Here is a 13300-nt window from a genome sequence, read left to right as displayed (position 1 = left end):
GTTCGCGGGGGCTCACGGTGACTCGCCGGGCCGCACCAGACCGCTTTCGTAGGCGATGGTCACCAACTGGGCGCGTTCGCTGACGCCGAGCTTGGCCATGGTGCGGTTGAGATGCGTCTTGACCGTGTGCCGACTGAGCCTCAGCCGCTCGGAGATGTTGTCGTTGGTCAGGCCGGTCGCCAGCAGCGCCAGCACCTCCTTCTCTCGCGGGGTCAGTTCCTCCAGCAGCCGCGTTTCCTTGTCCCAGGTCCGGGTCGAACCCACCCGGAAGCGGGCCATCAGAGCGGCAGTGGCCGCCGCCGACAGCAGGGGCCGGCCCGCTCCGACCGTCTCGATGGCGGCCAGGAGCTCCTCAGGGTCTGCACCCTTGCCGATGAAGCCCCGGGCTCCGGAGCCGATCGCCTCGGCGACGTACTCGTCGATTTCGAACGTCGTGAGGATCAGCACCTTCACGCCGGTGAGGTCCGGGTCCGCGGTGATCGTCCGAGTCGCTTCGATGCCGTCCGCGCCTGGCATCCGGATGTCCATCAGGACCACGTCGGGGATGTGCGCGCGAGCCAGGGCGACGGCTTCAGCGCCGTCGGCGGCCTCCCCCACCACCTGCATACCGGGGGTGTTGTCGAGGAGCCGCCGCAACATGCCGCGCAGCAGTACCTGATCGTCGGCCAGCAGGACGCGAAGAGTCATGGGCGATCGTTCGCCTTCCTCCTGGGCTGCGCAGCGCCGGTCCGGCCCAGCGGCAGACGAGCCGCCACACAGAACCCGCCCTGCGGTCGTATCCCGATGTCGACAGTGCCACCCACGGCTGCCACCCGCTCGCGGACCCCGATCAGGCCGCGCCCCGTCCCGCCCCCGCTCGGCGGGCGCCCCCCGTCGAGGCTTTCGTTGTCGACCGTGATGGACAGCGAGTCATGGCGGTAGTGGAGACCGACCCGTGCCGTGTCCACCCCGGCGTGCTTGCGCACGTTGGTCAGTGCCTCCTGGATGATCCGGTAGCCCGTCACGTCCACCGCCGAGGGGATGAAACACCCCTCGCCCTGCCGGACAACCTCCACCGTCAGACCTGCCCTCTCGAACGACAACACCAGATCGTCGAGCCTGCCCAGCCCAGGCGTCGGCTCCAGCGGTGCTGCGGCCTCCTCCGGCTGCGCCAGCAACCCCACGATGGCGCGCAGCTCGCCGAGTGCGCCCTTCGACCCGTCCCGGATAGCGGTGAGCAGGTCGGCCATCTGGACGGGATCGTTCCGTCCCACGTGGACGCCGATCCCGGCCTGCGCATTGATCAGGGTCAGTTCGTGGGCGACCACGTCATGCAACTCGCGTGCGATGCGCATCCGCTCGGCCGCCACCCGACGGGCCGCCTCCTCCTCTCGAGTCCGTTCGGCGCGCTCGGCCCGCTCCTCCAGCGCCCGGACATACGCGCGACGGTTACGGACCGCGTCGCCGACCGCGGTGGCCAGCCCGATCCAGGCCACCACGCCCATCCGTTGCGGTCCCAGTACCGGCCCTGACTGCAAGAGCATCGCTGCCGCAACAGTGCTGGTGGCAACGAGAGCTGCGGCAACCAACGCCGATCGCCGTCCCGTGCGCAGGGCCAGCCCATACAGGCTGACCATCAGGGCGGGCAGGGCCGGGGTAGGCGTGCCCCCGCACGCCTGATAAGCGCATCCCAGCGCCGACAGGACGACGGCTGTCATCATCGGCACGCGCCGCCGGAACAGCAGGACCACACCGTACGCGATCGCGAAGGCGACACTGAGGACACCCGGCTGCCGAAGGTTCCCCACCACAGGATCAAGGAACGCCGACAACACGGACACGACGATTACGCAGCCGACGAGACCAGACTCGCGTAGTCGGGCACGCCCCGGTTGTCGGGCGTGGTACATCACCCGGCCCCATCGGCCATTGCTCATCATGGATGCAGCGTAGGCACCTGAACCGCCCTGGCTCGTCGCCTGAACGTGGCATTAGCCACTACCGCGATCGCAGTAGGTGCTCTGTTCTCGTGAGTGCAGGCCCCCCTGCTTCAGGACCCTACATGCGGGGGAGCGGTCGAGCCCCGGACGACGAGCGATACCGGTAGCAGCACCGAACGCGTCGGACGGTCCGGCTCGGCGATGCCGTCGAGTAGCAATCGTGCGGCCTCGGCGCCGATCTGCTGGTGCTGGATCGCGACCGTGCTCAGGGGTGGGCGGAGCTTGTCGATGAAGGGCATGTCGTTGAAGCCGACCACGCTGATGTCGCGTGGACAGTCGATGCCGAGTTCCGCGAAGACGTCGTAGCAGCCGAGCGCGATCAGGTCGTTGCCCGCGACGACGGCCGTGAAGTCCGCGCCGGTGGCGAGCATTGAGCGCAGCGCCTCGGCGCCGGACTCCTCGCTCCAGTGGTGACAGGTCGTGACCAGCGCGGGGTCGTCGTCGAGTCCAAGGTCGCGCATCGAGCTGCGGAAAGACCGGGCCCGTATCACGCCGGTCGATGTGTTCGCGGGACCGGCGAGGTGGGCGATGCGGCGGTGGCCGAGGCTGGCGAGGTGCCGAACGGCCAGCTCAACGCCAGCGGCGTCGTCCGGGGTGACGCAGGGTACGTCGATCCCGTCCGGGCGGCGGTTGACCATCACCATCAGCACGTCCTCGCGGCGCATCTGTTCGAGGTACTGGTGATGGACGAGTGCTGTGGCGATAATGAACCCCTCGACCTGGCGCGAGCGTAGAGACTCGATCTGGGCGCGCTCGCGGCCAGGGTCGTTGTCGGTGTTGACGATCAGGCTGCTGTACCCGGCTGGCTCGAGCACGTCCTCGATGCCGCGCACGATCGGCGGGAAGAGCGGGTTGGTGAGGTCGGGGATGACCAAGCCGACGGTTCCGGACTTTGAGGTCTTCAGGCTGCGGGCGATCGGGTTCGGCCGGTAACCCAGTGACTCCGCTGCCTTCATGACGCGACGTGCGGTGTTGGCGTTGACCAAGTTGCGGGTTGAAGGGTTCAGCGCGCGTGACACCGTGGCCGGATGCACACCCGCCGCATCGGCCACATCTCGGAGCGTCGGAGTCTGCACGATGCTAATTCTAGCCGGGTTCACATGCCCAGCGGATGCGCCCCCCGGGGTTATGTGACCTGTACGGGCGTCTCAGCCCCGGAGTGTCTGCGGGAGCGGCCAAGCAAATAGCGCGGTGCAGGTTTGGCGCGCCGCCGCCGCGACGTGCTGCCTCAAAATTGGGCTCGTTGGTCCGGTGTTTTGAAGGCGACCCTTTGCGTCCGGGCGGTCAGTGGCTGATCGCAGCGGAGTCGTCTTCGCTGTGCAGGGGCGCGCCACTGGCTACCGGAATTCATTCGCAGTGCATCGGCTTTCAGGCCGGTGGTGATGCGAATCTGATGGTGGCGACGCGGAGCGTCGCAAAATCAGGTCCGGCGGAGCCGGACACCGCAGTTCTTCACCTGCGGTGTGGAGCATCACGAAGGCGGTCTCCCGGCGGAGCCGGGCAGTGCTCATACCGGCCGGTTCTGCTGTTCGATGTACTGCCTGACCACACTCAGCGGTGCGCCGCCGACGGTGCCGGCGAAGTAGGACCCGGACCACAGCTTGTCAGCCCGCCAGTAGTGCCGTACCAGGTCGGGGAACTCCTGGCGCAGACGGCGCGAGGAGACACCCTTGAGGGAGTTGACCAGCGCGGTCACGGCGACCTTGGGCGGGAAGTTCACCAGCAGGTGGACGTGGTTGTCCTCGCCAACGATCGAGAAGGCCACAATCCTCGGGCTTCAGCCCGAGGAGCAAGTCAAGCGACTATCCGCCAGCGGGCCTGGAGGGCCTGTGTTTCAAGAGGCTCGACGGGGTGTACGTCCCGTCGAGCTGAGCCGGATCCTGAGCTGGTCAGCTGTAGATATCGCGCCCAGGCGCACACAGGGGGTTCGTCGCTGTGGCGTCGCGGCGGATGAAGATTGCGGATTCGCCTCCATCGACCGGAGCAGGGTTCCGTGGCTGTGCCCACCTTCTCGGAGCCGAGAGGGCCCTGGGCGCCTCTCCGCGCAAAACCACCCGCGCCGGTGACCACTACTGGCAGCCCGGCCAGACATCCGTGGTAGTTCGCATGAACCGGCGCCTCGCCGGCCCGTTGGTGGCCGCCAGACCCGGTCGGCTGACTGAGCGGGCGATGGGCTGAGGAGCGCGGACGGGGTGGGAAACCACCGACGTGAGTTGCAGGGGCACGATAACGGAGAGTGCGTTTGCATTCGATTGCAGTAAAACGCGTGATTTGTACCCACTGCTTGACACTCTGCCGTGGATCCGAAAGGCTGCACTCGATTGCAGAGTCGTCTGTCACTCGGAACGACAACTCATGGCCACGGGGTGAGGATGGACCGACTGGTCAGCTTCGCAGTGTCCTGGCGGTGGTGGCCGCCGACGCCGAGCGCGGGGCGGGGCGCGATGCGCCCACGCTTGCGCTGTTGCCTGCCTGGTCGAGCATCCGAAGCTCGACCAGGCAGGCACGTCCGGCTGCGCGAACGACGCGCCGTGGCAGCGGCCTCCCACCACCGACGGGCTGACCCGGCAGCCTTGCGTACACATTCCCACCTCCCATCACGAAGGCAGGTCTGACCATGGACACAGACAGCACGGCTTCCGAGCCCGAATCCCTGCGCGTTGGCTGGATCGGCACCGGCCGAATGGGCGCCGCGATGGCGAGCCGCCTGGCGCGGGCCGACGAGGACGTGACGGTCTGGAATCGCACCCGCGCCAAGGCCGAGCCGCTCAGCGAGGTGGGCTGCGCGGTCGCCGACACCATTGCGGACCTGCGCGGCCACGACGTCGTGTTCACCATGGTTTCGACACCGGCCGACCTCGAACAGGTACTCCTCGGTGAGGGCGGCCTGCTCGCTGACCCCGACCACCTGCCGCGGATCGTCATCGACTGCTCCACAGTCTCGACCGAGTCATCGGCCGCAATGCGCGCGGCGTGCACCGAGCGATCGGTCGCCTTCCTTGCCTCGCCGGTCAGCGGCAACGCCAAGGTGGTTACGGCCGGCGGACTCAGCCTCGTGGTCTCCGGCCCCGAAAAGACCTACCACCGGGTCGCCCACCTGCTCGCCCGCCTCGGCAAGGGCGCGACGTACGTCGGCGAAGGTGACGTAGCCCGGTTGGCAAAGATCTGCCACAACCTGATGCTCGGCGTCGTGACACAGTGCCTCTCCGAGATCACTGTGCTCGCGGAGAAGGGGGGTATGCCCCGGGCCGCGTTCCTTGCCTTCCTCAATGACTCGGTGATGGGCTCGGTCTTTACGCGCTACAAGTCGCCGGCGTTCGTAAACCTCGACTTCACACCGACGTTCACGCCTATCTTGCTCCGCAAGGACTTCGACCTCGGCTTTGATGCCGCCCACGCCCTCGACGTGCCGATGCCGGTCGCCGCTGCGACCGCCGCCGCTGTCCAGGCGAGCGTCAGCAGCGATCGGGCCGATGAGGACTTCGCGGTCCTGCTCCCGCTCCAGGCGCGCAACTCCGGCCTCACGCTCGATCCCGAGAACGTGCAGGTCGATGACGGGCTCAGCGAGTGACCAGCGGTCGGCTCCCGGCACCCGGTCATACGGGGGTCGACTACGAGGAGCGGGTCGACTTCGACCGGTTGCGGCGCTACCGTCTCGGCCGGGCACAGGCGGCGCTGGAGAACAGCGAGTGCGGGGCGTTCCTGCTCTTCGACTTCTACAACATCCGCTACACCACGCAGACCTGGATCGGCGGCGCGCTGGGCGACAAGATGATCCGGTATGCCCTGCTCGCGCGGGGCAAGGACCCCGTTCTGTGGGACTTCGGGTCGGCGGTCAAACACCACAAGCTGTACTCGAAATGGATGCCGCAAGAGAACTACCGAGCTGGCTTCCTCGGCTTCCGGGGCGCGGTCGCCCCGTCGGTCGGTCTGATGGCAACCGCGGTCGCCGAAATCAAGTCGATGCTGGTCGAGGCCGGCGTCGCGGACATGCCGATCGGCATGGACATAGTCGAACCGCCGTTCCTCTTCGAGATGCAGCGCCAGGGTCTGGCAGTCGTCGATGCCCAGCAGTTGATGCTGGACGCCCGGTGCATCAAGTCCCGGGACGAGATCTTGCTGCTCAATCAGGCGGCTGCGATGGTGGACGGCGTCTACCAGGACATCAGCGAGGCGCTCAAGCCCGGCATCCGGGAGAACGAGATCGTGGCGCTCGCAAACAAGCGGCTCTACGAGATGGGTTCCGACCAGGTCGAGGCGATTAACGCGATCTCGGGGGAGCGGTGCAACCCTCACCCTCACAACTTCACCGACCGGATGATCCGCCCGGGCGACCAGGCGTTCTTCGACATCATCCACTCGTTCAACGGTTACCGGACCTGTTATTACCGCACGTTCGCGGTGGGCAGCGCGACCGCCAGTCAGCGCGACGCCTACGCGCAGGCACGGGAATGGATGGACCGTGGCATTGACGGCATCAGGGCTGGGGTCGGCACCGACCAGATCGCCGCGCTGTTGCCCAAGGCCGAGGAGTTCGGCTTCGGCAGTGAAATGGAGGCGTTCGGCCTTCAGTTCGCCCATGGCCTCGGCCTCGGCTTGCACGAACGCCCGATTATCTCGCGGCTCAACTCGATGAAGGAGCCCGCCGAGCTCCAGGTCGGCATGGTGTTCGCGCTGGAGACCTTTTGCCCGGCCTCCGACGGTGTCTCCGCCGCGCGGATCGAGGAGGAGATCGTCATCACCGCTGACGGCCCGAAGGTGTTGACTCTCTTCCCGGCCCAGAGCCTCGTCGTCACCAACCCCTACTGATCCCGCGAAAGGCTTTCGTCATGGGTGACTTCTCGCTCGACCAGATCGCCGACCTGCCCTTCGGCCTCTGCCTTGGCGGCAAGGTTGTGCCCGCCGCCGACGGGGCACGCTTTGACGTCCTTGCTCCGGCTACCGGCACAGTGCTGGCCACGGTCGCCGACGGCACGGTCCAGGACGCGATCGCGGCGGTCGACGCCGCCCACTCTGCGGCTGCCGGCTGGGCCGCGACTCCGCCGCGGAGTCGCTCGGAGCTCCTGCACCGCGCGTTCGAGCTGATGACGGAACGCGCTGAGGAGATCGCCCACCTGATCTCGCTCGAGAACGGCAAGGCCCTCGCCGACGCCCGCGCCGAGACGGCGTACGCCGCTGAGTTCTTCCGCTGGTACGCCGAGGAGGCGGTCCGCGCCTCGGGTGCCATGATGACCGCGCCCTCGGGCGCCAACAAGATCGTGGTGCTCCAGCAGCCAGTCGGCATCTGCGTGCTGGTCACGCCCTGGAACTTTCCGGCCGCGATGGCCACCCGCAAGATCGGTCCCGCCTTGGCTGCGGGCTGCACGGTGATCCTCAAGCCAGCGAGCGACACCCCGCTCACCGCCTTGCTGATGGCCAAGATCCTCGAGGGCGCCGGTGTCCCCGCAGGTGTCGTCAACGTGTTGCCCGCCCGTCGCTCGGGCGCCGTCGTATCCGCGATGCTGCACGACCCGCGGGTCCGCAAGCTGTCCTTCACCGGCTCGACCGAGGTCGGGCGGGCGCTGCTGCGCGAGGCAGCCGACCAGGTCATCAACTGCTCGATGGAACTCGGCGGCAACGCGCCCTTCCTCGTGCTCGAGGACGCAGACATCGACGACGCCGTCGAGGGCGCGATGATGGCGAAGATGCGCAATGCCGGTGAGGCCTGCACCGCTGCCAACCGCTTCTATGTGCACACCAGCATTGCCGAAGACTTCAGCCGCCGGCTCGCCGACCGGATGGCGGCCCTGCGTGTCGGCCCCGGCACTTCCGACGACACCGAGGTCGGCCCGTTGGTGAACGACGAATCGGCCGCCAAGGTCGACGAGCTCGTGCGGGGGGCGGTCGCCGCAGGTGCGCGAGTCGTCGTGGGCGGACTCCGCCCCGACCGAGACGGCTTCTACTTCGAGCCGACGGTGCTGCTCGACGTTCCCCCCGACGCCGACATCCTCTCGGAGGAGATCTTCGGCCCCGTCGCCCCGGTGGTGACCTTTACCGACGAGGCCGACGCCATCCGGATGGCCAACGACACGGAGTACGGTTTGGTGTCGTACGTATACACCTCCGACCTCGGCCGCGGCATGCGGATCAGTGAACAACTCGACTCCGGCATGGTCGGCCTCAACCGCGGCATCGTCTCCGACCCTGCCGCCCCCTTCGGCGGCACCAAACAGTCCGGCGTCGGACGCGAGGGCGGTCACGAGGGCATGCTCGACTACCTGGAGCCGAAGTACATCGCCGTCACTTGGTGACGGCGACCCGGTTCAGCCTTGCAACGTCCCTCCGTACAGAAGAATGGCCAGCCGCGGATCGGCGCGAGCCGACAAGATCCAGCTCGGCGAGCAGTGCGGTGAGCGGCGTGATCTCTCGGTCGCGGAGTTCAGCCGAAGGCCGCTCAGGAGAAGACCTCCGGGTGGCGACCGAGCTCGATGCGAGTACGCCGGATATGGCCCTCGAGGTACCGCTCGGCGTCGGTCTCGTCCCGCCGTACGACGGCGTCGAGAATCAGCCGGTGCTCGGCGTTCACGACCCACATCACGTTCCGGCCGCCGCGGGCGATGTAAGCGCGCCGATAGTGCTGGGTGGAGTTCCAGAGTCGGGTGACCATGGAGTTGAGCGGGTCGATCGCGCAGCCTCGGTAGGTGAGCATGTGAAATTCGCGGTCAAGGTCGAGGAATCGCTGGACGTCGTTGTTCCCTTCGATGCGGCGTTGCACCTCCTCGAGCCGCTCATGATCCGACTCATCGAGTTGGGCGAGGCTTTCGGCCAGGGCGAGGGGCTCAAGCCGCTCGCGCATCCGGTAGATCATCTCGACCTCGTGCTGGGTCAGGCGGGGCACGCGCGCGCCCTTGTGCGGCTCGTGCTCGGTGAGCCCCTCTGCCTCGAGCATCCGCAGTGCTTCGCGCACCGGGACCCGGCTGGTGTCCAGCTTCGCCGCGACATCCTCCTGACGGATCCGGTCGCCGGGCTTCAGTTGTCCCCCGAGGATCGCGTCGCGGAGGTGCGACGCCACGCGGGCGCTGCTCACGTCAGTCATAGTCTGCATTGTCCCGGTCCCAGGCCTTGCCGCCGGGGTAGGAGACCAGCTCGAACTGCATGCCCCAGGGACTGAGGAAGTAGATCCACCGGTTGCCCGCCGCCGGGCCCTTGCTCGCGGTCGGCCCGGCCAGCACCTGGATGCCAGAGTCTTCGAGGTGCTGGATCGCGGCGTCCAGGTCGTCGACGTAGAACGCTACGTGGTGGCCCCCGACGTCGCTGTTGCGAGGGATCGCGTCCCGCTGGTCGGGGGACGTGTAATGAAAGACCTCGAAGACGGCTTGGTCACCGCAGCGGAACCAGCGGTTCTCGACCATCACCGCTCGGGGGTGGACGCCGAGGTGCGTGAGCATCCAGTCGTCGTCCGGCCGTTCGAACGGGCCGAGGGAGTAGAGGTACTCGCAGCCGATCACTTCGACGAGGAAGCGATGTGCCTCGTCGAGGTCGGGCACGGTAAACCCGACGTGGTCCAGCTTGCGCAGCCCGGGCAATGGCATGGTCACCTCGACATGGATCGGATCCAACTATCCCAACTGTCGCAGCTTTGCATGGACCATCATTCCCAACAAGCCTGGATTTGGATCCAATCCTATGTCAAGGTGCTGCCGGACGAAGGAGAAGGCCATGCCCGAGCACCGCTCACTCAAGCCCGCCTCGCCCTGGGTTGAGATCGTCACGACCGAGGCCGACTGGGACGTCGCCGACCCCGCGCTGCTGCGCACGATCTACGCCCAGCTGGTGTGGATCCGCACCTTCGAGCAGTACGTCCTCGACCTCGCCGCCGCAGGCCTGATCCACGGCCCCGCGCATTCCAGCATCGGCCAGGAGGGTGGCGCCGTCGGGTCGGTGCTCGCGCTCACCAGCGAGGACTCGGTGAACGGCTCACACCGGGGCCACCACCAGTTCCTCGCCAAGGCGCTCCACCACGTCGAGCCCACGGGGATGGACCCGCTCAGCGCGCCGTCCGACCAAGCGCGCGACGTCCTGCTGCGCACCCTCGCCGAGATCTGCGGCCTGGACCGAGGCTGGAGCCACGGCCGAGGCGGGTCGATGCATCTGCGGTGGAAGGAGGCCGGCGCGATGGGCACCAACGCCATCGTCGGCGGCGGCGTTCCGCAGGCGGCCGGCTTCGCGTGGTCCCACCGCCAGGCCGGCACCCCTGCCGTGTCGGTGACCTACTTCGGTGATGGTGCCGTCAACATCGGGTCCACGCTCGAGTCGATGAACCTCGCCGGCGCATGGTCGCTGCCGGTGTGCTTCTTCATCGAGAACAACCAGTACGCCGTGTCGACCTCGGTGCACGAGGCCACGGCCGAGCCGCGGCTTTCCGCGCGTGGGATGGGCTTCAACATCGCGAGCTGGAAGGCCGACGGCATGGACCCGCTCGCTGTCCACCTCGCCATGAGCGAGGCGGTCGCGTACATGCGCAGCGGCCGCGGTCCGACCGTGGTCGAGGTCGACACCTATCGCTTCTTCCACCAGAACGGCGGTTTCGCCGGCAGCGCGTTCGGCTACCGCGACAAGGGCGAGGAGCGCTCCTGGCGCGACCGCGACCCGCTCAAGCAGACCGCCAGCCACCTCGAACGGCGCTGCATCATGACCGCCGCCGAAACCACCGAGGCCATCGTCCGCGCCAAAGCGGTGATGGACGAGGTAGGCCAGGTGCTGTTCGAGCCGCTGCCCGGCGGCAAACCAGGCCAGCGCCGGATCAAGCCGACCGAGTGGCCCGACCCCGAGTGGGTCGACGTCGGCGTCCGCGGTGACCTGAGTGAGTTTGACACAGCCCCGGTGGTCGCGGCCGCGGGTCACGCCGTACCTGTCCAAGAGACAAAGTTCATCGACGCGGTCGCCGCCGTGATGGCCCGCCGGATGGAGACCGACAGCCGGGTGTTCGTGATGGGCGAGGACGTGCACCGGCTCAACGGCGGGACCAACGGCGCCACCCGCGGCCTGCCCGACCGGTTCCCGGGCCGGATCCTCGGCACCCCGATCAGCGAGAACGCCTTCGCCGGGATGGCTGGCGGCATCGCACTCGACGGCCGGTTCGTCCCGGTCGTGGAGTTCATGTACGCCGACTTCATGTGGGTCGCGGCCGACCAGCTCTTCAACCAGATCGGCAAGGCCCGGCACATGTACGGCGGCGAGAGCAGCGTTCCGCTGGTGCTCCGCAGCAAGGTCGCCATGCGCACCGGCTACGGGTCGCAGCACTCGATGGACCCGGCCGGCGTCTTCGCCACCAGTCCAGGCTGGCGGATCGTCGCCCCGTCGACGCCCTACGACTATGTCGGCTTGATGAACACCGCGCTGCGCTGCCAGGACCCCGTCGTCGTCCTCGAGCACGTCGACCTCTACGGCTCCAGCGGTCCCGGACCGGTCGACGACCTCGACTACTGCCTGCCCGTGGGCAAGGCGGCGGTGCGGCGGCCGGGCAGCGACGTCACCGTGCTGACCTACCTCGGCATGGTGCCGTACGTGCTCGAGGCAGTCGAGGAGTTCGGACAAGTGGACGGCGAGGTGATCGACCTGCGCTGGCTCGACCGGGCGAGCATCGACTGGGACACCATCGAGGCCAGCCTGACTAAGACGAACCAGGTTCTGATCGCCGAGCAGGGCGCGATCGGCACATCGTACGGCGGATGGCTCGCCGACGAGATCACCCGGCGGTTCTTCGACCTGCTCGACGCGCCGGTCCGCAGGGTCACCGGCGCGGAGTCCTCGCCGAGCATCAGCAAGGTGCTCGAACGCGCCGCCATCGCACAGAAGGACGAGGTCATCGCCGAGCTCGCCCGGATCGCGAGGTATTGACATGCCTCACGTACTGCGCATGCCGGAGGTCGCCGCCAACGCGACCGAGGCCGTGCTCGCGGAGTGGATCGTCGCCGAGAACGCCGACTTCGCCGCGAGGGAGACCATTGCCACGGTCGAGACGGACAAGGCATTGGTCGATGTCGAGGCCGAGGCCGCCGGCGTCGTCCTCAAGATGCTGGTTGCCGCCGGCTCCCGGGTCGAGGTCGGCTCGCCGATCGCTGTCCTGGGCGTACCAGGAGAGGTGACCGCGGACATCGACGCTCTGCTCATCGACCTCGGTGTCGTCGAACCTGCCGCGCACGGGGCGCCCCTTCGGCGCGGGGTGCCGACAGGCCCCGGGCCGGCGCCCGTTCCGCCACTCGACGCCGCACCGAGCACGCACGACCGGATCTTCGCGAGCCCCCTGGCGCGGAAGCTGGCCAAGCAGGCCGCGATCCCGGTCGAGGCGATCACCGGCACCGGACCCTGCGGCCGGATCCTGCGCCGCGACGTCGACGCAGCCATCGCTGCGAAGAGCACACAGGTGTCTCCTGCGGCGGCCACGGTGGACACCGGGGCGCCTACCGCGAGACCACTTGCACCAGTGTGGGGTGTTGAGATCCCGCATACCAGGATTCGTCGGGCGATCGCCACCCGCCTTGTCGAGAGTAAACAGACCGCACCGCATTTCTACGTTCGAGCCACCGCCCGCGCCGACCGACTGGTCGCGCTACGCGCACAGATCAACGAGGGCACGACCCGGGTCTCACTCAACGACCTGGTGGTCAAGGCGGTCGCGGCCGCACACGTCGCGGTGCCGGAGATGAACGTCATCTGGACACCCGACGCAGTGCGCACCTCTCCGACCGTAGACGTCGCGGTCGCCGTGGCGACCGGCCGCGGGTTGGTCACACCCGTCGTCCGCGACGTCACCTCGCTCACGGTTGCCGCCGTCGCCGCCCGGGTGCGCGATCTCACCTCCCGGGGGCGGGACGGGACGTTCAGACAGGACGAGCTCGAGGGCGGGACGATCAGTGTCACCAACCTCGGGATGTACGGCGTCGAGGAGTTCGCCGCCATCATCAACCCGCCCCACGCCGCGATCCTCGCGGTCGGTGCGGTGCGCGAGGAGCCGGTTGTTCAGGAGGGAGCGGTTGTGCCAGGCAAGCTGATGACCGTGACCCTGTCTGTCGACCACCGCCCGGTCGACGGAGTGACTGCCGCCCGTTGGCTGGCCGCCCTCAAGGAGCTGCTGGAGCACCCGGTACGGATCCTCGTCTGACACCGCGCGACAACCCGGTCCACCACGAGCCGCGAGGCAGGTGACTGGACCAGCCTGCCGGGTGATGCAGGAGCGCCTCCGCTCGTGGTGCACCAGCCATTTCGCCGGACGCCTGCCCGTCAACCCTCGCGCGTTGGGGCGCCGTACCGGCTTGCCAGCTCCGGACCGAGGCCTGCGC

At 68.0% G+C, this 13300-nt stretch carries 10 protein-coding genes and 1 pseudogene; 5 read left to right on the top strand and 6 right to left on the bottom strand.

Features of this window, described 5'->3' with window-relative positions; genetic code table 11:
* Positions 1 to 12: 12 nt before the first annotated feature.
* The 4 genes and pseudogenes from OG885_RS09410 to tnpA form a co-directional block, all read right to left on the bottom strand.
* On the bottom strand, positions 13 to 687 hold the full coding sequence (locus tag OG885_RS09410) for a response regulator (protein ID WP_405728926.1): 675 nt from the start codon (positions 685 to 687) through the stop codon (positions 13 to 15).
* Positions 684 to 1919, bottom strand: a complete 1236-nt coding sequence (locus tag OG885_RS09405; protein WP_405728923.1) for a sensor histidine kinase — start codon at positions 1917 to 1919, stop codon at positions 684 to 686. The genes OG885_RS09410 and OG885_RS09405 overlap by 4 nt, the downstream gene beginning before the upstream one ends.
* A gap of 110 nt (positions 1920 to 2029) precedes the next feature.
* The gene (locus OG885_RS09400) at positions 2030 to 3055 is read right to left on the bottom strand and encodes a LacI family DNA-binding transcriptional regulator (protein ID WP_405728920.1); all 1026 of its coding nucleotides are present in this window, start codon (positions 3053 to 3055) and stop codon (positions 2030 to 2032) included.
* Positions 3056 to 3486: 431 nt separating this feature from the next.
* Positions 3487 to 3726 (bottom strand): annotated as a pseudogene (tnpA, locus tag OG885_RS09395) (IS200/IS605 family transposase); the annotation flags it as partial.
* An 870-nt stretch (positions 3727 to 4596) separates the two neighbouring features.
* On the opposite strand from tnpA, the gene OG885_RS09390 reads away from it, so the two are divergent.
* From OG885_RS09390 to OG885_RS09380, 3 genes are read left to right on the top strand one after another with little or no spacing between them, the layout of a single operon-like run.
* Positions 4597 to 5550 (top strand): NAD(P)-dependent oxidoreductase, encoded by a 954-nt coding sequence (locus tag OG885_RS09390; RefSeq protein WP_405728917.1) that lies wholly within the window; start codon positions 4597 to 4599, stop codon positions 5548 to 5550.
* On the top strand, positions 5547 to 6788 hold the full coding sequence (locus OG885_RS09385) for a M24 family metallopeptidase (RefSeq protein WP_405728914.1): 1242 nt from the start codon (positions 5547 to 5549) through the stop codon (positions 6786 to 6788). Before OG885_RS09390 ends, OG885_RS09385 begins: the two co-directional genes overlap by 4 nt.
* 20 nt (positions 6789 to 6808) lie before the next feature.
* On the top strand, positions 6809 to 8269 hold the full coding sequence (locus OG885_RS09380) for an NAD-dependent succinate-semialdehyde dehydrogenase (RefSeq protein WP_405728911.1): 1461 nt from the start codon (positions 6809 to 6811) through the stop codon (positions 8267 to 8269).
* A gap of 143 nt (positions 8270 to 8412) precedes the next feature.
* On the opposite strand, the gene OG885_RS09375 is transcribed toward OG885_RS09380, so the two are convergent.
* Both OG885_RS09375 and OG885_RS09370 read right to left on the bottom strand, forming a co-directional pair.
* Complete coding sequence (locus OG885_RS09375; protein ID WP_405728908.1) at positions 8413 to 9054, bottom strand: GntR family transcriptional regulator; 642 nt, start codon at positions 9052 to 9054, stop codon at positions 8413 to 8415.
* Positions 9047 to 9577, bottom strand: a complete 531-nt coding sequence (locus OG885_RS09370) for a VOC family protein (protein WP_405728905.1) — start codon at positions 9575 to 9577, stop codon at positions 9047 to 9049. The genes OG885_RS09375 and OG885_RS09370 overlap by 8 nt, the downstream gene beginning before the upstream one ends.
* Positions 9578 to 9677: 100 nt before the next feature.
* On the opposite strand from OG885_RS09370, the gene OG885_RS09365 reads away from it, so the two are divergent.
* Positions 9678 to 11858 (top strand): thiamine pyrophosphate-dependent enzyme, encoded by a 2181-nt coding sequence (locus OG885_RS09365; RefSeq protein ID WP_405728903.1) that lies wholly within the window; start codon positions 9678 to 9680, stop codon positions 11856 to 11858.
* A gap of 1 nt (position 11859) precedes the next feature.
* Positions 11860 to 13122, top strand: coding sequence for a dihydrolipoamide acetyltransferase family protein (locus OG885_RS09360; protein WP_405728902.1), 1263 nt, complete (start codon positions 11860 to 11862; stop codon positions 13120 to 13122).
* Positions 13123 to 13300: the final 178 nt, after the last annotated feature.

It is taken from the genome of Streptomyces sp. NBC_00028 (assembly GCF_045041065.1).
In the GTDB taxonomy this organism is placed as follows: Bacteria; Actinomycetota; Actinomycetes; order Streptomycetales; family Streptomycetaceae; genus Streptomyces.
This window is presented reverse-complemented; position numbering and strand designations above follow the sequence as displayed.

What these genes read in the sequence shown, in the direction of transcription:
- OG885_RS09375 (WP_405728908.1), bottom strand. Translation starts at nt 9,054, where the DNA reads ATGACTGACGTGAGCAGCGCCCGCGTGGCGTCGCACCTCCGCGACGCG.
- OG885_RS09365 (WP_405728903.1), top strand. Translation starts at nt 9,678, where the DNA reads ATGCCCGAGCACCGCTCACTCAAGCCCGCCTCGCCCTGGGTTGAGATC.
- OG885_RS09405 (WP_405728923.1), bottom strand. Translation starts at nt 1,919, where the DNA reads ATGATGAGCAATGGCCGATGGGGCCGGGTGATGTACCACGCCCGACAA.
- OG885_RS09360 (WP_405728902.1), top strand. Translation starts at nt 11,860, where the DNA reads ATGCCTCACGTACTGCGCATGCCGGAGGTCGCCGCCAACGCGACCGAG.
- OG885_RS09410 (WP_405728926.1), bottom strand. Translation starts at nt 687, where the DNA reads ATGACTCTTCGCGTCCTGCTGGCCGACGATCAGGTACTGCTGCGCGGC.
- OG885_RS09380 (WP_405728911.1), top strand. Translation starts at nt 6,809, where the DNA reads ATGGGTGACTTCTCGCTCGACCAGATCGCCGACCTGCCCTTCGGCCTC.
- OG885_RS09390 (WP_405728917.1), top strand. Translation starts at nt 4,597, where the DNA reads ATGGACACAGACAGCACGGCTTCCGAGCCCGAATCCCTGCGCGTTGGC.